General features: G+C 71.7%; 19 protein-coding genes. 12 read left to right on the plus strand and 7 right to left on the minus strand.

Translation table 11 applies throughout. From position 1 onward, the window contains the following. Positions 1 to 74: 74 nt before the first annotated feature. The 3 genes from crcB (ACFYP5_RS15300) to crcB (ACFYP5_RS15310) are packed head-to-tail and all read left to right on the plus strand — an operon-like array spanning position 75 to position 1272. Positions 75 to 521 carry a fluoride efflux transporter CrcB gene (gene crcB / locus ACFYP5_RS15300; protein ID WP_389036154.1) on the plus strand — a complete coding sequence of 149 codons (447 nt, stop codon included), beginning with the start codon at positions 75 to 77 and terminating at the stop codon, positions 519 to 521. After that, complete coding sequence (locus ACFYP5_RS15305) at positions 518 to 901, plus strand: DUF190 domain-containing protein (RefSeq protein WP_389035412.1); 384 nt, start codon at positions 518 to 520, stop codon at positions 899 to 901. Before crcB (ACFYP5_RS15300) ends, ACFYP5_RS15305 begins: the two co-directional genes overlap by 4 nt. Further along, on the plus strand, positions 898 to 1272 hold the full coding sequence (crcB, locus tag ACFYP5_RS15310; RefSeq protein WP_389035415.1) for a fluoride efflux transporter CrcB: 375 nt from the start codon (positions 898 to 900) through the stop codon (positions 1270 to 1272). The genes ACFYP5_RS15305 and crcB (ACFYP5_RS15310) overlap by 4 nt, the downstream gene beginning before the upstream one ends. An 86-nt stretch (positions 1273 to 1358) precedes the next feature. Here crcB (ACFYP5_RS15310) and ACFYP5_RS15315 read toward each other — a convergent pair whose 3' ends face one another. The 4 genes from ACFYP5_RS15315 to ACFYP5_RS15330 form a co-directional block, all read right to left on the minus strand. Beyond that, the gene (locus ACFYP5_RS15315) at positions 1359 to 1667 is read right to left on the minus strand and encodes an SCO5918 family protein (protein ID WP_389035418.1); all 309 of its coding nucleotides are present in this window, start codon (positions 1665 to 1667) and stop codon (positions 1359 to 1361) included. 53 nt (positions 1668 to 1720) lie between these two features. After that, entirely contained in the window at positions 1721 to 3286 is a 1566-nt protein-coding gene (locus ACFYP5_RS15320; RefSeq protein ID WP_389035420.1) for a DEAD/DEAH box helicase, read from the minus strand. Positions 3287 to 3561: 275 nt separating this feature from the next. Further along, complete coding sequence (locus tag ACFYP5_RS15325; RefSeq protein ID WP_015609674.1) at positions 3562 to 3765, minus strand: cold-shock protein; 204 nt, start codon at positions 3763 to 3765, stop codon at positions 3562 to 3564. Between the two features lie 305 nt (positions 3766 to 4070). After that, a complete protein-coding gene (locus tag ACFYP5_RS15330; RefSeq protein ID WP_376515844.1) occupies positions 4071 to 4424 on the minus strand; it encodes a MerR family transcriptional regulator in 354 nt (117 codons plus the stop codon). Between the two features lie 534 nt (positions 4425 to 4958). On the opposite strand from ACFYP5_RS15330, the gene ACFYP5_RS15335 reads away from it, so the two are divergent. The 6 genes from ACFYP5_RS15335 to ACFYP5_RS15360 all read left to right on the plus strand — a co-directional run bounded on the left by ACFYP5_RS15335 (position 4959) and on the right by ACFYP5_RS15360 (position 11174). Beyond that, positions 4959 to 5408 (plus strand): hypothetical protein, encoded by a 450-nt coding sequence (locus ACFYP5_RS15335; protein ID WP_389035424.1) that lies wholly within the window; start codon positions 4959 to 4961, stop codon positions 5406 to 5408. Positions 5409 to 5413: 5 nt separating this feature from the next. Beyond that, positions 5414 to 5986, plus strand: coding sequence for a toxin (locus tag ACFYP5_RS15340; protein WP_389035427.1), 573 nt, complete (start codon positions 5414 to 5416; stop codon positions 5984 to 5986). 49 nt (positions 5987 to 6035) lie between these two features. After that, positions 6036 to 7292, plus strand: coding sequence for an MAB_1171c family putative transporter (locus tag ACFYP5_RS15345; RefSeq protein WP_389035430.1), 1257 nt, complete (start codon positions 6036 to 6038; stop codon positions 7290 to 7292). Beyond that, positions 7289 to 7900 (plus strand): hypothetical protein, encoded by a 612-nt coding sequence (locus tag ACFYP5_RS15350; protein WP_389035433.1) that lies wholly within the window; start codon positions 7289 to 7291, stop codon positions 7898 to 7900. The genes ACFYP5_RS15345 and ACFYP5_RS15350 overlap by 4 nt, the downstream gene beginning before the upstream one ends. Before the next feature lie 220 nt (positions 7901 to 8120). Continuing rightward, the gene (locus tag ACFYP5_RS15355) at positions 8121 to 9998 is read left to right on the plus strand and encodes an alkyl/aryl-sulfatase (protein WP_389035435.1); all 1878 of its coding nucleotides are present in this window, start codon (positions 8121 to 8123) and stop codon (positions 9996 to 9998) included. Positions 9999 to 10091: 93 nt separating this feature from the next. Continuing rightward, on the plus strand, positions 10092 to 11174 hold the full coding sequence (locus tag ACFYP5_RS15360) for an NAD-dependent epimerase/dehydratase family protein (RefSeq protein WP_389035438.1): 1083 nt from the start codon (positions 10092 to 10094) through the stop codon (positions 11172 to 11174). Here the strand turns inward: ACFYP5_RS15360 and ACFYP5_RS15365 are convergent. Beyond that, a complete protein-coding gene (locus ACFYP5_RS15365; protein ID WP_389035440.1) occupies positions 11165 to 12280 on the minus strand; it encodes a sensor histidine kinase in 1116 nt (371 codons plus the stop codon). The genes ACFYP5_RS15360 and ACFYP5_RS15365 overlap by 10 nt on opposite strands. Continuing rightward, entirely contained in the window at positions 12277 to 13092 is an 816-nt protein-coding gene (locus ACFYP5_RS15370; protein ID WP_389035443.1) for a response regulator transcription factor, read from the minus strand. Before ACFYP5_RS15370 ends, ACFYP5_RS15365 begins: the two co-directional genes overlap by 4 nt. A 123-nt stretch (positions 13093 to 13215) precedes the next feature. On the opposite strand from ACFYP5_RS15370, the gene ACFYP5_RS15375 reads away from it, so the two are divergent. The 3 genes from ACFYP5_RS15375 to ACFYP5_RS15385 are packed head-to-tail and all read left to right on the plus strand — an operon-like array spanning position 13216 to position 15496. Next, a complete protein-coding gene (locus ACFYP5_RS15375) occupies positions 13216 to 13941 on the plus strand; it encodes a glycosyltransferase family 2 protein (RefSeq protein ID WP_389035446.1) in 726 nt (241 codons plus the stop codon). After that, the gene (locus tag ACFYP5_RS15380; protein ID WP_389035448.1) at positions 13938 to 14609 is read left to right on the plus strand and encodes a DUF2064 domain-containing protein; all 672 of its coding nucleotides are present in this window, start codon (positions 13938 to 13940) and stop codon (positions 14607 to 14609) included. The genes ACFYP5_RS15375 and ACFYP5_RS15380 overlap by 4 nt, the downstream gene beginning before the upstream one ends. Next, positions 14606 to 15496 carry a class I SAM-dependent methyltransferase gene (locus ACFYP5_RS15385; RefSeq protein ID WP_389035451.1) on the plus strand — a complete coding sequence of 297 codons (891 nt, stop codon included), beginning with the start codon at positions 14606 to 14608 and terminating at the stop codon, positions 15494 to 15496. The genes ACFYP5_RS15380 and ACFYP5_RS15385 overlap by 4 nt, the downstream gene beginning before the upstream one ends. 361 nt (positions 15497 to 15857) lie before the next feature. On the opposite strand, the gene ACFYP5_RS15390 is transcribed toward ACFYP5_RS15385, so the two are convergent. Then, positions 15858 to 17150 (minus strand): molybdopterin-dependent oxidoreductase, encoded by a 1293-nt coding sequence (locus tag ACFYP5_RS15390; RefSeq protein ID WP_389035454.1) that lies wholly within the window; start codon positions 17148 to 17150, stop codon positions 15858 to 15860. Positions 17151 to 17314: the final 164 nt, after the last annotated feature.

Below are 17314 nucleotides of genomic sequence, written 5' to 3' on the forward strand. Positions count from 1 at the left end.
AGCCCAGCATGTCCCCCGTACCCACAGGGTCCCGGGGATCCGCGGCGGATGAGCCCGACGACGCCGAGGCCGCCATGTCCGTACCCGAGCAGCGGGCCGAGCGGTCAGGCCGGCGGTGGGCCGGCACGCAGTGGCCCGTCGTCGCCGTCGTCGCCCTCGGTGGTGTGCTCGGGGCATGCGGCCGTTACGGGGCTTCGCTGATCTGGACGACTCCGCCGGGTGGCTTCCCCTGGACGACGCTGCTGGTGAATGTCATCGGGTGTGCGGTGATCGGCGTGTTCATGGCGGTCATCAGCGATATCCGGTCGGTGCACCGGCTGGTGCGGCCCTTCTTCGGTACGGGGGTACTGGGCGGGTTCACCACGTTCTCCACGTACGCGGTGGACATCGAGCGGCTCGTGGACGCCGGCCGGACCCGTGCAGGTATCGCGTATCTCGGGCTGACCCCGCTGGCGGCGCTGACCGCGGTGTGGAGTGCGGTGTGGCTGACACGCCGCGTGCTGGCGTGGAGGCAGCCATGACGAGGAAGTCCAGGGAGACGCATGAGGCCGAGGGGAGCAGGGTGACCGAACGGGGTCTGCGTCTGACCGTCCTCATCGGGGAGTCCGACGGCTGGCACCACCGGCCCCTCTACTCGGAGATCGTGCACCGCGCACACCGCGCGGGGCTGGCGGGCGCGAGTGTGTTCCGGGGCATCGAGGGGTTCGGCGCCTCGTCGATGATCCACACCCAGCGGCTGCTGTCGCTGAGCGAGGACCTGCCGGTGACCGTCGTGATCGTGGACACGGAGGAGCGGATCCGCGCGTTCCTTCCGCTCGTCGACGAGGTGATCGGGGAAGGCGTGGTCGTCCTGGACGCCTGCGAGGTCATGCACCGCCCCGGCCGGGAGGAGAGCCGGTGAACTGGCTGCTGGTGATCGTCGGCGCGGCGATCGGCGCACCGCTGCGCTATCTGACCGACCGGGCGGTCCAGTCCCGGCACGACACGGTCTTCCCCTGGGGGACGTTCACGGTCAACGTGTCCGGATCCCTGGTGCTGGGCCTGCTCACCGGAGCGGTGGCGGCCGGCGCGGCGTCGTCGCAGGTGCAGCTCTTCGTGGGCACGGGACTGTGCGGGGCGCTGACGACGTACTCGACGTTCAGCTACGAGACGCTGCGACTGGCGGAGGACGGGGCGAAGTTCTACGCGGCGGCCAACGTCGTGGTGAGCGTGGTGGCGGGGCTGGGCGCGGTGTTCGCGGGGGTCGCGGTCGCCGACGCACTGTGGGCGTAGGCCCGTTCGGTACGCACGTGCGAAGGGGCCGGGGGCCGGGACGTGCGTCCCGGCCCCCGGCCCTCGTGTCTCTCACCCGCCAGGCGTCAGACGGTCGTCGCCGATCCGAGCATCGCCGACGCCGCCTCGAACGGTGTCGGCGCGGTCGCCCGGACGGGCACGTCCGCGGTACGGCAGGTGAAGCCGAGACGGGTCAGCGCGCGGGTCACCTCGCCGGAGGTGAAGTCGCGGCGGTCCTGGCGGGTGATCACCTCGCCGACCTGCTTGACGGGATAGACCCGGCGGCCGATGACCACCGAATCACCTGTGACGGGCTCCGGCTTGATGCCCTTCATCGATTCCATGACGTCGCTCTTGAACAGGTCGAAGGGGAAGCGGGCGATGACGCAGCGCATAGTGCCTCAACGGGGTTGAAGAGAAGGAACGGGATCAGTGGGCCGGGTCCTGCTCAGGCCGCGCGGTTGCCCGAGGACCTGCGCGGCGAACCGCCGCTCCCCGCGCGGGCCGAGGAGGGCGACTGCGACGAGGACGTGCCGGCCGACGTGCGGCGCGCCTGTGACGGGCGGCCGCGGCGGCCGCGGGACGACGACGCGCCGCTCCTGGCACGCTCCGTCACCGGTGCCGTAATGGTGACCGGTACACCGGACGGGGCCTGCGCCCCGGTGATCCGGTTCAGTTCGGCCTCACCGGAGCGGACCTGGGCGATCTTCGGGGTGATCCCCGCGTCGGCCATCAGGCGGGTCATCTCACGGCGCTGATTGGGCAGCACCAGCGTGACGACACTGCCGGACTCGCCGGCGCGGGCGGTGCGGCCGCCGCGGTGCAGGTAGTCCTTGTGGTCGCTCGGCGGATCGACGTTGACGACCAGGTCGAGGTTGTCGACGTGGATGCCTCGCGCCGCGACGTTCGTGGCGACCAGCACCGTGACGTGCCCGGTCTTGAACCGGGTCAGGGTGCGGGTGCGCTGCGGCTGCGACTTGCCGCCGTGCAGCGCGGCAGCCCGTACACCGCTGTTGAGGAGGTGGTCGGTGAGCTTGTCCACGGCGTGCTTGGTGTCCAGGAACATGATCACCCGGCCGTCGCGCGCCGCGATCTCCGTCGTGGTGGCGTACTTGTCGGCGCCGTGGACGTACAGCACGTGGTGCTCCATCGTCGTGACCGCACCGGCCGCCGGGTCGACGGAGTGGACCACCGGGTCGTGCAGGTAACGGCGGACCAGCAGGTCGACGTTACGGTCCAGGGTCGCCGAGAACAGCATCCGCTGGCCTTCGGGCGCCACCTGGTCGAGCAGCTCGGTGACCTGCGGCATGAAGCCCATGTCGGCCATCTGGTCGGCCTCGTCGAGGACGGTGATGGTGACCCGGTCGAGGCGGGCGTCGCCGCGCTCGATGAGGTCCTTGAGCCGGCCGGGCGTGGCGACGACGACTTCGGCGCCGCCGCGCAGCGCGCCGGCCTGCCGGCCGATCGACATCCCGCCGACGACGGTCGCCAGGCGCAGCTTCAGCGACTTGGCGTACGGCGTGAGCGCGTCGGTGACCTGCTGGGCCAGCTCCCGGGTGGGGACGAGGACCAGGGCGAGCGGGGAGCGGGGCTCGGCGCGCCGGCCTGCGGTACGGGCCAGCAGGGCGAGGCCGAAGGCGAGCGTCTTGCCCGAGCCGGTGCGGCCACGGCCGAGGACGTCGCGTCCGGCGAGCGAGTTGGGCAGCGTGGCCGCCTGGATCGGGAACGGCGTGGTCACGCCCTCGGCGGCGAGCGCCGCCAGCAGGGGCGCGGGCAGATCCAGATCGGCGAACGCCTCGGCGGCGGGCAGCGCGGGGGTGATGGTCTTCGGCAGGGCGAACTCGCCCTGCTTGGCGGCGGGCCGACGGCCGTAGCCACCGGAACCGGAACGCGAACCGGCGCCGGAGCGGCCGGGGGCGCCGTAGCGGCTCTGGCCACCCTGGCCGCTGCCGGCCTGGGAGCGGAAGCCGCCGCTGCGGGAGTAGCGGTCGTTCGTGCGAGCTGTGCGGTTCATGCAGAACCTTTCCTCGATATGGCGCGTATCGAGGAATTCACTGCGGCGGAGCGGCACAGGAATCGCAAGAACGGGCCGATGAAATGCGTGGACGAAGCCCGGCTGCGAAGAATGAGCCGTGTCCGACACGGATGAACCGTGTCCGTCACAGGGACTGGGGGGCGGCGCACGGTGGCGGGCCCGGAAAAAGCAACGAGCTGGGGCCCGCACCCCAAGGTGCGGGCCCCAGCTGCGCAAGTGCGTGTCAGCGCGTCAGCGCCGGAGCATTCGCAGGATCACGCGGGGGTGATGTTCTCCGCCTGCGGGCCCTTCTGGCCCTGCGTGACGTCGAAGTTCACCTTCTGGCCCTCCTGCAGCTCACGGAAGCCGCTCGCGGCGATGTTCGAGTAGTGGGCGAAGACGTCAGCGCCGCCACCATCCTGCTCGATGAAGCCGAAGCCCTTTTCCGCGTTGAACCACTTAACGGTGCCAGTAGCCATGTTTTATCTCCTTCTGGGGCAGTGCCCGGGGATCCGCACTGTGCGGAACCCGCGTCGCCGCGATGATTACCCCGTCCGGAACAAGAATGCCGGAAATACAAAAGCGCGCCCACCGGCACATTACGTCGGCGAGAGCACTTGGAGTTTTGGGAACCACAACTGCAACTGGCATCCACACTAGCACGGTGAAGGCGCCCGGGCGCGGCGAGTAATTACACTCCGCCCGGTGTGTCATAAACCCTCATCGCGCATTGGATAAAATTCTGCGCTTGTGACAGCAGATATTCTGCCCCGCGGACCCGGTCTCAGGGCCCCGCACCCGCCCCACCGGCCGAACCCGCCGTGGGCCGGCGCAGCTCCGCGTTGAGGCGCAGCGCCTCCTCCAGCTGATCCTCCAGGATGACGATGCGGCAGGCCGCCTCGATCGGCGTGCCGCCGTCGACGAGCTCACGAGCACGGGCCGCGATACGCAACTGGTAGCGGGAGTAGCGGCGGTGGCCGCCCTCGGACCGCAGGGGCGTGATCAGGCGCGCGTCACCGATCGCCCGGAGGAAGCCCGGCGTGGCGCCGATCATCTCCGCAGCACGCCCCATGGTGTAGGCGGGGTAGTCGTCGTCATCGAGTCGATCGGCGGCATGCGGAGGGGTATCTGCGGGCATTTGCACCTCTTCCGGGCCCGCGGCGAGAGACATCGGAAGTGTCTCTGATTTCGTTGACCGAAAAAGAAACTCTCATGGTGCGAGCCATCATCTCTAGCATAGCCGCGACAGATTTCCCGGGCCTGCCAGGTGAAATTATCTGCCTGCCGGACAGGGGCGGCGCCCCGGAGCACGACGGACCGCCGTACGCCTCTCCGTACGCATCCCGGTACGCCCTTCCGCGTCCCGGAACGCCTGTCCGCACACCCGGTCGGACACACTGACCGGACGGTCAGTTGATGACGGCCCGGCCGGCGGCCATAATGAGCGCGTAGCCCTTCACGCATCCCCCGTCGTGAAGGGCTACGACTCGTTGCGGGCCCGCTCGGACGCGCGACGAATTCACGGGCAAGGGACTCCCCTCGTGGTCCCTTGCCCATGTTTTTTCGAGTTAACAGTGACGTAGAGTGTTTACGCAAGCCCGCTCCTGGCACCGGAGCAGGATGTTCCGCTCGGACGGACGCGCGTGCGGCGGACGTGGACGTGGGGGCCCCGATGGACAACGGCGAAGAACACGCGCCGGAGCTGCGGACGCTGCAGCAGAAGGTCGAGTACATGGTGGAGGAGACCTTCCCCGGCCAGAAGATCTCCGGGCGGGTCTTCGCGGACCTGGTCAAGGAGCGCGGCGGCTCGCTGTCGCACAGCTACTTCTCGAACATCCTCGCCGGGAAGGTCACCCAGCCGTCCGAGGAGATCCTCAAGGCCCTCGGGCTGGGCTTCGGTGTCGACTGGCGCTTCTTCAAGGAGGAGTCCGAGGTCGTCGACGATGTCGTCGCGGGTCTGCGGTTCCTCGCTAAGCGGCGTACCGGGGAGATCAGCGGGCTGGCCGGCCGTGGCCTCGACGACGACGGTCTTCCGCCGGAGCTCCTGCAGTTCGCGCTCTCGCTCCTGGAGGACGCCAAGGACCGCCCGGGTGACGCAGCCGACGGCCGGGCGGAGCAGTAGACCTCATGTCCCTGCGTGCGCTGCGGAAGGAGTGCGAGGCCGGACTGGCCGACCTGCCCATCCCCGCCCCGTTCTCCGTCGCCGGCCTGGTGGCGAACATGGAGGCGGCCCGCGGGCGCACCATCACGCTGCACGAGATGCCCGACCGGCTGGCGCGGGTCAACGCCGCCTGCGGGCTGCGCCTGGCCTCCGGCCGGACCAGTTTCGTCCTCTACCGGCGGCGCCCGACCGCGTACCAGACGCAGCACGTCATCCTGCACGAGCTGTGCCACGAGTGGTTCGACCACGGCACCTCGCTCGACGCGGAGCAGCTCCGGCGGCTGCTGCCCGTCTTCGACACGTCCCTGATCTCCCGGGTACTCGACTCCGATGTCGCGGGCGCACTGCGGGCGGGCGACGGTACGGTGCAGGCGCGCGCCCAGTACGACACCCACGACGAGCGGGTCGCCGAGTTCGGCGCCTCACTCATCCCCCGTATGGCCAGGGACGTGACCAGCGACGACATGATGGGCCGCCTCGCCAACTCGCTCTCCCGCCCGGTCGCGCACCGCCGTCGCAGCCTGTTCCGCCGGACCTGACCACCCGGCCCTCCCTTCTCCAGCTGTCCCCCACCCAGAGGAATTCGCCGTGACCCCGCTCGACCTCGCCGGCTATCTCATAGCCGGCCTGATGACGGCCGTCGCCGTGTGGCGCATGCCGGCCGCCCTGTGGGGCGACGAGGAGGACAAGCGTCGCCGGGCCCTGTGGGGCTGCTACGCCGGATTCGCCGCCGCCCTGTGGACCAAGACCCGGGTGGTCCGGATCAGCCTCAACGACAGCCCGGTCACCGACCTTTCGGTCCTCATCAAGCACTACACCGCGACCGTCGCGATCCTGGCGATCCTCAGCTACATCGTCGCCATCTACGGTGAGTACCCCGACGCCGGTGACATCCCGCGGCACGTACGGTTCGCCCGGACGATCCAGCGGGTGGCGGCCAAGGCGTCCGTCGCCACGCTGGTCCTGCTGACGGTGCTCTTCTTCACCGTCGTCGACCGTTCCGTACCGTCGGACCGCTTCGTCTCCGACCACGCGGGCCAGTGGGGCGCCACGCTGTACATGAGCGTGTTCTACCTCTACCTGGGGGCCGCGTCGGCGGTCTGCGCGTACCAGTGGGCACTGGCCACCGCCGGCGCCCGGCTGCGCCATCTGCGGGTGGGGCTCGGCATGATGACGTTCGCGATGTTCATCGGGGTCGGCTACACCGTCAGCCGCACGCTGTTCCTGTGGGTCAGCGTCATCGACCGGCCGAGCCCGGCCTTCGCCCTGGAGTTCGACGAGGTCACCGAGGCCGCGCAGCTCGTGCTGTTCGCGTTCTTCGCGGTGGGCGCGTCCGTCCCCGCCTTCAGCAAGGGCGGGCGCCGGGCGAAACTGTGGCGGGCCCAGAGCCGGCTGCACGCCCTCTGGTACGAGCTGATGACCGCGTTTCCCGACCAGCCGTTCGAGCCGCCGCGGTCGCTGCGCCGCGAACTGACCCGGCTCGACACCCCCGCCGATCTGCGGATCGACCGGTGGGCCGCCGACATCGCGGACGCGGTCGAGAAACTGCGCCACTACGTACCGGACGGCCTGCTGCCGGCCGCCGAGGCCGCGGCCACCACTCATACGCCGGACCCCGCGAAGTCCGGACCGCTCGCCGACGCCTACTGGATCAAGGCCGCCCTGACGGCCAGGAACGCCGGCACCCCGGCGGGGCCGGCCGGGGCGGTCGGCACACAGCACGCCACCGATCAGGACGGCGAAGTGGCGTGGCTGGTGCAGGTGGCGGCCGCGTACCGAACGATCACCGACGAACGGGCCCGGCACGTCCTGGCATCCGTCACCGACCTGGAGAAGACAGCGTGACGTCCACCATCGACCCCACCCTCGACTCCACCGCCGGCGCCCGGGTGCCGGCCGCCCGCAGGGTCACGGACGTGCTCCAGCCCCGCAACGTCCTGCTGGTCGGCATGCTCGCCATCGGCCTGGCCGCCGCGGGCCACTGGACCGGTCTGCTGTGGGGCCTGCTCGGCGCCCTGTGCGCGGGTCTCGTCCCGGCCGGCTACATCGAGTGGGAGCGGGGGCGCGGCACCTGGGGCGACCGGCACGTCGTCGACCGTACGAAGCGTGCGCCGATCTTCTTCGTCATCCTGGGCTCGATCGGTGCCGGCTCGGTCGTCATGGTCCTCGGGCACGCGCCGACCGGCATCCTGGTGGCGATGCTGGCGCTGTGGGCGATGACCGTCGTCCTGCTCGCCGTCAACACCGTCTGGAAGATCTCGGTGGACGCGTCGGTCGCCTCGGCTGTCGTCGCGCTGCTCGCCGCCGTCCATTCCCCGTGGTGGCTCCTGGCGTACGCGATGACGGCCGCCGTGTGCTGGTCACGGGTGGCGCTCGGCTACCACACCGCCGCACAGGTGGTGGCGGGAGCGTCGCTGGGCGCGGCGACGGCGGGCGCGTTCCTGCTCGTGTGACGGCCGTCCGGTCAGTGCTGCTTCTCCCGGCGCATCCCCGGTTGCGTAACGTCAGGCATGCCCAAATAGTCGTGTACCGACGGACTTATACGGACTGAAGCGTCCTGCGGTACGGGGCCGGGACGGCGCTTCACGTGCCCCGGGAGGGATTCGTGGGCGACGCCAACGGCCAGATGCCCAGCTCGGCGGCTGGTATCGCCATCGGCCCCAGGAGATCAGCATGACCACAGCCGCCGCATCGGGCACACCTGCCTCTCCGGTCACGCCGGACTTTGCGGACCGCACCGACTTCGAGAACGCCGAACGGGGGTTCGTGGCCGGCCCGTCGTCCACGACCGTCACCACCGACGACGGACGCGTGGTGTGGGACTTCGCCGCCACCGCCTTCCTGGAAGGGGACTGCCCGGACACCGTCGACCCGAGCCTGTGGCGGCAGTCCCAGCTCTGCGCCCGTGCCGGTCTCTACCGGGTGACCGACGGGATCTACCAGATCCGCGGCTTCGACCTGTCGAACATGACCCTCGTCGAGAGCGACACCGGCGTCGTCGTCGTCGATCCGCTCGTCTCCGCGGAGACCGCGGCGGCCGGCCTCGCGCTCTACCGCGAGCAGCGCGGTGACCGGCCCGTCACCGGTGTGCTCTTCACCCATTCGCACCTCGACCACTTCGGCGGCGTCCACGGCGTCGTCGGCCCGGGCGACGACGTACCGGTCCTCGCCCCGCAGGGCTTCATGGAGCACTCGGTCACCGAGAACGTGTACGCAGGCACGGCGATGCTGAGGCGCGGCGCCTACTACTCGGGCATGAACCTCGGCCGCGGCCCCACCGGCCTGGTCGGGACGGGCCTCGGCTTCACCACCTCCACCGGAACCACCGGCATCCTCCCGCCCACCATCGAGATCACCGAGACCGGGCAGGTCGAGACGGTCGACGGCGTGGTGTTCCACTTCCAGCTGACGCCCGGCACCGAGGCACCCGCGGAGATGAACTTCCATCTGCCCGAGCACCGCGCCCTGTGCATGGCCGAGAACGCCACCCACACCTTGCACAACATCCTGACGCTGCGCGGCGCCGTGGTCCGCGACGCCCGGGTCTGGTCCCGCTATCTGAACGAGGCCGTCGAGCTCTTCGGCACCGAGAGCGACGTCCTGTTCGCATCCCACCACTGGCCCACCTGGGGGACGGAGCGACTGACCACGTTCCTGTCGGAGCAGTGCGACCTGTACGCCTACCTCCACGACCAGACCCTGCGCCTGGCCAACCGGGGTCACACCGCCAACGAGATCGCCGAACTGATCGAGCTGCCGCCCGGCCTCGCCCGCTCCTGGCACGCCCGCGGCTACTACGGTTCCGTCACCCACAACGTGAAGGCGATCTACCAGCGCTATCTGGGCTGGTACGACGGCCACCCGTCCTCGCTCTGGGAGCACCCGCCGACCGAGTCCGCGCGCCGCTACGTCGACTGCATGGGCGGCGTCGACGCGGTGGTCGCCCGGGCCGGGCAGTACGTCGGCGAGGGGGATCTGCGGTTCGCGGCCCAGCTGCTCAAGCACGCGGTCTTCGCGGACCCCGGCCACACCGCGGCCAAGGAGCTGCTCGCCGAGACCTTCGAACGGCTCGCCCACGGCGCCGAGAACGCGACCTGGCGCAACTGCTATCTCACGGGCGCCCTCGAACTGCGCCAGGGCGTCACCACGACGCCCCTGTCCGCCGGAGGCATGACCGCCGCGCTGAGCGTGGAGCAGATCTTCGACTCGCTCGCCATCCGCATCGACGGCCCCGAGGCATGGGGTCACCGGGCCACTCTGGACTGGCGCTTCACCGATCTGGACGAGCAGTACCGCACCAGCCTGCGCAACGGCGTCCTCGTACCGACGAGAACGGACCCGGCGAAGGCAGCCGTCGGCTTCGAAGGCGCCCCCGGATTCGAAGGCATCCCCGCCGACGTGACGTTCACCCTGACCCGGCCGCAGCTGCTGGACCTGCTGGCCGGAAAGGGGCTCGACACCATCGAGCACACCGGGGACATCGGCGCGCTCCGGACCCTGGTGTCGGTCCTGGACTCCACCGACCCGGACTTCCCCATCGTCACGCGCTGACCGTGCGCGACCCGGTGTTCCCGGTTCTTACGCTCCGGTGACGCGCCCGTACGGCGGCGGAGCGCAGCGCCCCGGGCGATCTAACGTGGCGTCATGCGCGTACTGCTCACCGGCGGAGCCGGGTTCATCGGGGGACACATCGCCGAAGCGCTGGTCGCGCGCGGCCATGAAGTGGTCGTGTTCGACGCACTGCTGGAGTCGGCGCACGGTGGGGGTGCCCGCAGCGACCGGGAGGGAATGATCGTCGCCGATGTACGGGACCGGGACGCCGTGGCCGATGCGCTCCGGGGCGTCGACGCGGTGTGCCACCAGGCCGCGATGGTCGGCCTCGGCAAGGACTTCGCGGACGCCCCTGAGTACGTCGGCTGCAACGACCTGGGGACGGCTGTCCTGCTGGCGGAGACGGCCCGCGCCGGGGTGCGCGATCTGGTGCTCGCCGGGTCGATGGTCGTGTACGGCGAGGGGCGGTACGACTGTCCCCGGCACGGGCAGGTCCGGCCCGGCCCGCGAGCCGTGGACGATCTGGCGGCGGGCCGGTTCGAACCGCGCTGTCCGCGCTGCGGGGACGAGTTGACCCCGGGCCTGGTCACCGAGGACGCGCCGGCCGACCCGCGCAACGTGTACGCGGCGACGAAGCTCGCCCAGGAACATCTCGCCGCCGCGTGGGCACGGGCGACGGGCGGCCGGGCGACGGCCCTGCGGTACCACAACGTGTACGGGCCGGGGATGCCGCGCGACACCCCGTACGCGGGTGTCGCGTCCTTCTTCCGCTCGTCGCTGGCCCGGGGCGAGGCACCGCAGGTCTTCGAGGACGGCTGCCAGCGGCGGGACTTCGTCCACGTACGCGACGTGGCGGCCGCCAACGCGGTGGCGCTGGAGGCCGTGCGGGAACGGCCGGCCGGCAGCTTCACCGCGTACAACACGGGCAGCGGCGAACCGCACACGATCGGCGAGATGGCCACAGCACTGGCCTGCGCGCACGGCGGCCCGGCACCGGAGATCACCGGTGCGTACCGGCTCGGGGACGTACGCCATGTGACGGCGGACTCGCACCGGCTGCGCGAGGAGCTGGGCTGGCGGCCGGAGGTGGGGTTCGCGGAGGGGATGAAGGAGTTCGCGGAGGCGGAACTGAGGTCGGCCCCGGCGGGCTGTCGGGGACGGCACGCTCACGCCTGAGCGGCCGCAGGGAGGGTGACCTCGAAGCAGCAGCCACCCGTGACGTTACGGACCTCCGCCCGGCCTTCGTGCGCCTCCACGATGCCGCGGACGATCGCCAGCCCGAGTCCCGCACCGGCGGGTGGGGTACGGGCGTGGCTGCCGCGCCAGCCGGTGTCGAAGACCCTCGGCAGGTCCTCCTCGGGGATGCCACCGCAGCCGTCCGTCACCGACAGCACCACCCCGCCGTCGGCGCGGCGAGCGGCCACCGCGACCGTGCCGTCGGCCGGGGTACGGCGGATGGCGTTGATCAGGAGGTTGCCCAGGACCCGGCTCATCTCCTTGCTGTCGACCTCCACCGGCACGGCGTCGATACGGTCGCCGACGAGCCGCACCCCGTGCTCGCGCGCCAGCGGGTCCGCGCCCGCGAGGGCGTCGCCGACCAGGTCGTACGCGGAGATGCGGGTGGGGGTCAGGGTGAGCGACCCGGCGTGGATCCGGGAGAGTTCGAAGAGGTCCCCGACCATGTCGTTCATGCGTTCCACCTCGGTCCGTATCTGCCGCAGGTAGCGGCCGGAGTCGGCGGCCATGCCGTCTTCCAGCGCCTCGGACATGGCCCGCAGCCCGGCGAGCGGGGTCCGCAGATCGTGCGAGATCCATGCGACGAGCTCACGGCGCGACGTCTCCAGTGCGCGTTCGCGCTCCCGGGAGCTGTCGAGCTTGGCGCTGGTCGCCGCCAGTTCCTCTGCCAGGTAGGAGAGTTCGGCGGTCGCCTGCTCCTCGGGGGCGGCGAACGTACCGCCGTCGCCGAACGAACGGGCCGCGAGCGCCAGGTCCCTGCTCCTGGCCGCGACCCAGCGGCCCAGCAGCATCGCGGTGGCGAGGGACACCACGGCGGCCATGGCGACGACGGTCGTGACGACGGTCAGATCGTGTGCCGACAGGAACATGGCCCAGGCGACCGCGAGGGTCCCGGCGAGCATCGCGGTCACGGCGACGGCGGCGACGACGGCCAGCGACACGACGAGCGAACGGTGCCGGAAGACGCGCAGGACCAGCGCGCCGAGAAGCCCGGCCGCCGCGGCGCCCAGGAACGCGAAGAGCGCGATGAGGAGGAGGTCGGTCATGAGGGGTCCGCATCGGTGGTCGGGGCGCCCGGCGGGGCGGTGCTCGTGCCGTCCGGGCCGGCCGGGACCAGGGCCGGGTCCAGGCGGTAGCCCACGCCCCACACCGTCTGGATCAGCTGCGGACGGGCCGGATCCGTCTCGACCTTGCCGCGCAGCCGCCGCACGTGGACCGTCACCGTCGACAGGTCCCCGAAGTCCCACCCCCAGACCTCCCGCATCAGTTCCTCCCGGGTGAACACCCGGCCGGGATGGCGCAGGAAGAAGGTCAGGAGGTCGAACTCCCGGAGGGTGAGGGCGAGCTCGCGGCCGTCGCGCACCGCGCGGCGGGCCGCGGGATCGAGACGGAGTCCGGCGCACTCCAGCGGGGCCCGGGCGGCGTCCGCTCCGGGCGCCGCCCCCCGGCCCCGGCGCAGCACCGCATCGACGCGCAGCACGAGCTCGCGCGGGCTGAACGGCTTGGTGACGTAGTCGTCCGCGCCCGTCTCCAGGCCGAGGATGCGGTCGTCCTCGTCGCCGCGCGCCGTCAGCATGATGACCGGCACACGGCCGTGCGCCCGCATCCTGCGACAGACCTCGAAGCCGTCCATGCCGGGCAGCATCAGATCGAGGACGACCAGGTCCGGGCGGCGCGCCGAGAAGCACTCCAGCGCCGCCGGCCCGTCGCCTGCCCGCCGGACGTCGTAACCCGCCCGGTCCAGATAGCCGACGACCACCTCGGCGACCGTCGGATCGTCGTCCACGACGAGGACGTGGCCACGCGGAACGCCGGGGGCGGTGCCACCGGAACCCGGGGCGTCCGGGATGTTCTCCATACAGCCACTTTGGCATCCCGGTTGCCGGGAGAGCCGGTCGGCCGTCCGCCGAAGGGCCGACGTCCGGCTTTCGTAAGAACCTGAAGCCCGAAATGCCGGATTTCGCTCCGTAGGGTGAGCGAGGTGACCGACTCCTTCCGCACTCAGTCCCCGCGCGCCGATGTGGTCCTGCCCTGTCTGAACGAGGCCGCGGCGCTGCCCCGGGTGCTGGCCGGCATCCCGTACGGCTGGCGTGCCATCGTCGTCGACAACGGCTCCACCGACGGGTCGGCGGACCTCGCCCGCTCCCTCGGGGCGACCGTCGTGCACGAGCCACGGCGCGGCTTCGGCGCCGCGTGCCATGCCGGTCTGCTCGCCGCCGGGGCGGAGTTCGTCTGCTTCTGCGACTGCGACGGTTCCCTCGACCCCGGGCTGCTGCCCGGCTTCGTACGCCGGATCGCCGACGGGGACACGGATCTGCTGCTGGGCCGCAGGCGCCCCGAGGGCCGTGGCGCCTGGCCCTTGCACGCCCGCGCGGGAAACCTGGCGCTCGCCCGCATGCTGCGCCGCCGGACGGGCCTGCGCCTGCACGACCTGGGGCCGATGCGGGCCGGGCGCCGGGCGGACCTGCTGGCACTGGGCCTCACCGACCGGCGCAGCGGCTACCCGCTGCAGATGGTGGTACGCGCGTCGGACGCCGGGCTGCGGGTCGCGGAGACGGACGTCCCCTATCTCCCGCGCACCGGCAGATCCAAGGTGACCGGCACCTGGCGGGGAACGTGGCAGGCGGTTCGCGACATGCGCGCCGTCCTGCGCGAGCCGCCGGAACGGACCTCGGCGCGGGCGGTACGCCCGGGGGCGTCCCGATGAGCGTGGCGGACGCCCGCCGCGACGTCGCGCCGGGCCCCACGACGCTCCTCGTGATCGCCAAGGAACCGCTGCCCGGCCTCGTCAAGACGCGGCTGACCCCGCCCTTCACCCCCGCCGAAGCCGCGCAGCTCGCCGAGGCCGCGCTCAGTGACACGTTGCGCACGGCGCTCTCGCTGCCGGCCCGGCGGCGCGTCCTCGTGCTCGACGGACGGCCCGGTCCCTGGCTGCCGCCCGGCATCGAAGTCGTCGCGCAGTGCACCGGCCGCCTCGACGAGCGGCTCGCGGCGGCGTTCGGCGGCTGCGCCGGACCGGCGTTGCTGATCGGCATGGACACTCCTCAGATCACCGCCGCCGATCTGGCACCCGCGTTCTCCCCGGACGCCTGGGACGGGTGCGACGCCTGGTTCGGGCCCGCCGACGACGGTGGCTTCTGGGCGCTGGGCCTGGCCGCGCCCGCACCGGACCTGGTGCGCGGCGTGCCCATGTCCACCCCGGAGACCGGCGCCGTCCAGCGGCGCCGACTCGTCGACGCGGGGCTGACGGTGCGCGATCTGCCGCCGCTGCGGGACGTGGACACCGCGGCGGACGCCGCGCACGTCGCGGCTGCCGCACCGCACGGGCTGTTCGCCTCGACCCTCGCCCGGCTGACCGGGGCGGCGTGCCGATGAGCGGGACGGTTCCGAACCGCTCGGTGCTGACTCCCGTGTCCCCGGACACCCGGCGCCCGGACTCCGAGCACCCCGGCACCGCGCATCCGGACGTCGCGCATCCGGACACCGCCCCGTGGAGCACCGACCCGTACGCCGACGCACTGCGCAACGGCCACGGTCCGCTCTTCCTCCGCCGCCCGGACGGCTGGCTGCTCCCACTGGACGTCGAGCGCTGGTGCGGGGGAGCCGACGCCGCCGACCTGTCCGCGCTGCGCCGCTGCGAAGGGCCGGTCCTCGACATCGGCTGCGGTCCCGGCCGCCTCGTCGCGGAGCTGGCCGCCCGCGGCCACCGTGCGCTCGGCATCGACGTCAGCGAGACGGCCGTCGCCCGCACGCTGCGGATCGGCGGATCGGCCCTGCGCCGTTCCGTCTTCGACCCGCTGCCCGGCGAGGGCCGTTGGGGCACGGTCCTGCTCATCGACGGCAACATCGGCATCGGCGGCGACCCGCACGGCCTCCTGCTGCGCACCGCGGAGCTGCTCGCCCCGGGCGGTCTGCTCATCGCGGAGACGGTGTCGCCGGACATCGACGAGCAAGTCCAGGTCCGGCTGTACGACGGCCGCCGCGCGCCGGACGGGACCGACGGGCCGGACCGTACCGATGCCGGGGACGGGCACTTCCCGTGGGCCCGGATCGGCACCCCCGCACTGCTCCGGTACGCGCAGCCGAACGGCTGGCACCCGGTCGATCAGTGGGTGGCGGACGGCCGCCCCTTCGTCGCCCTGCGCCGCGACCGGAGAGTCCGGACCGTGAGCCAGAGCGCCGACACCGCGAACAGCGCAGCCGTGATCAGCAGCCAGTTCCCGAGGAAGACGTCGGGGGACAGTCCGCTCGCCGGCTCGTAGCGCTTCGCCTGCCGGGTGATCAGCGGGAACCACATCAGCAGGAGCAGCCCGGACAGGAAGGCCGGTACGCGGACGAAGTTGACCAGGCCGGAGCGCGGACCGAGCGCCACGCGTACGACCCGGTCCGCCGTCGCGTACACCGGCAGCAGCACCAGATCGTGCAGCAACGCCGACCCGACGAACCACACCACCACGGCGAACGTGTCCCCCTCCAGCAGCCGCACCCCCGCATAGCCCGCGAGCGCGAACGTGGCGGTCAGCAGGACGAGTTGCAGCGGCCCTTCCCCGTACCGACGCCTGAGGACCGCCCCCGGTCCGGTCGCCTTCGTCCGCTCACCGGCGCGCTCACCGCTCCGTCTCATCACAGCTCCCCGAACGTCAGGCGGGTCACCCATTTGGTGTTCAGCACACCGGGCGCGGCCGGCACGATGATCCGTGCCGGAAACCCGTGATCCGGCGACAGCGTCTCGCCGTTGACCTCCAGCGCCAGCAGCGAGCGCGGGTCGCGCACCTGGTTGTCCCGCAGTGCCGCCTTGCGGAACGGCCCGCTGCGCTGCACCGACTCGACCAGCACTCCCGGCGGCCGGTCCGGACAGCCCGCGAGCGCCGCCAGGTCCCGCAGCCGCACCCCGCGCCACCACTGGTCCGAGGTCGACCAGCCCTCCACGCAGGCGATCGGCAGCGCCGCGCTGTACTGGCCCATGGCCAGCAGCTGTTCCCGGGTGAACGTGAGTTCCCCGGCGGGTCCTTGGACGGTCAGCCGCCACCGTTCCCCCGTGTCGGCCGGGGTGACCCGGACGGACGCGGCCGTCTTGTTGATCTGGAACCCGTTGGGTCCCGATCCGGGATCGGCGACCCCGCGCGGGGTGAGGAGTGCGGTGCTCCGCAGCGCGTCGAAACTCCGTCCCACCGAGGTGACCAGCAGGAGCAGCGATCCGGCGCCCACCATGGCGAACGCGCCGCGCCGGGAGATGGTGGGCGCATCGGGGGCGGGGGCGGTCAGCTCATCCACTTCACCGCGCGGTTCCCCGCTGCGCAGCACCCGTACGGCCCGGGGGAGTTTCAGCCCGACATGGGCGACGAACCCGGCGAAGAACACCCAGGCGCCGTAGAAGTGCAAGGGATAGAACGACCCCGGAAACACGTACTCCAGCTGGATGTTGAGCAGCCCCGTGACGAACTCGAACAGTGCCCCGCCGACGAGCAGCAGCAACGAGACCCGTTCCAGCGCATGCCCCGCCGACCGGGCCGGCGGCAGCGCGAAGAGTTTCGGGATCACCGACCACAGCTTCGCCAGCAGCACCGGTACGAGCACGATGCCGCCCGTGACATGCACTCCCTGGTCCAGCCGGTACAGCCAGTGCGGCCCGGTCGGCCAGTCGAAGAGGTAGAACCCCAGCAGCCCCTTGCCCGGCGTCTTGTCGTTGACCGCGGCGAGATCCGGGTTGTACGCGGCGTACGACAGCAGACCCGTCACGAACACCAGCGTCAGCCCGACGAGGAGGACGAGACCGAGCACCGCCGTGAACCGGACACCGCGCACCGGACTGCGCCAGAACCCGGGCGCGGAAGGCAGCCGTTCCCGGACCCGGGACCGGTCCGGGAACGTCGGGAACGGGAAGCGGATTGCTCTGCCGTGACGCGTGTCGCCCATGGCCCGAAGCTATGCCCGGGCTGCCGGGCCCGGGCCCGCACGACTCCTGACGAAACGCTGACGTCACTCCCCGCGACGGCCAACCGGGCCAAGATCTCCGGGCCGGATCTGACGGTTCGGTGACGTGGCCCGGTCGCACCGCCCGCAGCCGCCCCACCCTGCAT

This window comes from Streptomyces sp. NPDC005262, assembly GCF_042872425.1.
In the GTDB taxonomy this organism is placed as follows: Bacteria; Actinomycetota; Actinomycetes; order Streptomycetales; family Streptomycetaceae; genus Streptomyces.

Coding starts and splice junctions, on each gene's coding strand:
- ACFYP5_RS15315 (WP_389035418.1), bottom strand. CDS start 1,667: ATGCGCTGCGTCATCGCCCGCTTCCCCTTCGACCTGTTCAAGAGCGAC.
- ACFYP5_RS15335 (WP_389035424.1), top strand. CDS start 4,959: ATGGACAACGGCGAAGAACACGCGCCGGAGCTGCGGACGCTGCAGCAG.
- ACFYP5_RS15355 (WP_389035435.1), top strand. CDS start 8,121: ATGACCACAGCCGCCGCATCGGGCACACCTGCCTCTCCGGTCACGCCG.
- ACFYP5_RS15360 (WP_389035438.1), top strand. CDS start 10,092: ATGCGCGTACTGCTCACCGGCGGAGCCGGGTTCATCGGGGGACACATC.
- ACFYP5_RS15325 (WP_015609674.1), bottom strand. CDS start 3,765: ATGGCTACTGGCACCGTTAAGTGGTTCAACGCGGAAAAGGGCTTCGGC.
- ACFYP5_RS15385 (WP_389035451.1), top strand. CDS start 14,606: ATGAGCGGGACGGTTCCGAACCGCTCGGTGCTGACTCCCGTGTCCCCG.
- ACFYP5_RS15340 (WP_389035427.1), top strand. CDS start 5,414: ATGTCCCTGCGTGCGCTGCGGAAGGAGTGCGAGGCCGGACTGGCCGAC.
- ACFYP5_RS15330 (WP_376515844.1), bottom strand. CDS start 4,424: ATGCCCGCAGATACCCCTCCGCATGCCGCCGATCGACTCGATGACGAC.
- ACFYP5_RS15380 (WP_389035448.1), top strand. CDS start 13,938: ATGAGCGTGGCGGACGCCCGCCGCGACGTCGCGCCGGGCCCCACGACG.
- ACFYP5_RS15365 (WP_389035440.1), bottom strand. CDS start 12,280: ATGACCGACCTCCTCCTCATCGCGCTCTTCGCGTTCCTGGGCGCCGCG.
- crcB (WP_389036154.1), top strand. CDS start 75: ATGTCCGTACCCGAGCAGCGGGCCGAGCGGTCAGGCCGGCGGTGGGCC.
- ACFYP5_RS15370 (WP_389035443.1), bottom strand. CDS start 13,092: ATGGAGAACATCCCGGACGCCCCGGGTTCCGGTGGCACCGCCCCCGGC.
- ACFYP5_RS15390 (WP_389035454.1), bottom strand. CDS start 17,150: ATGGGCGACACGCGTCACGGCAGAGCAATCCGCTTCCCGTTCCCGACG.
- ACFYP5_RS15305 (WP_389035412.1), top strand. CDS start 518: ATGACGAGGAAGTCCAGGGAGACGCATGAGGCCGAGGGGAGCAGGGTG.
- ACFYP5_RS15320 (WP_389035420.1), bottom strand. CDS start 3,286: ATGAACCGCACAGCTCGCACGAACGACCGCTACTCCCGCAGCGGCGGC.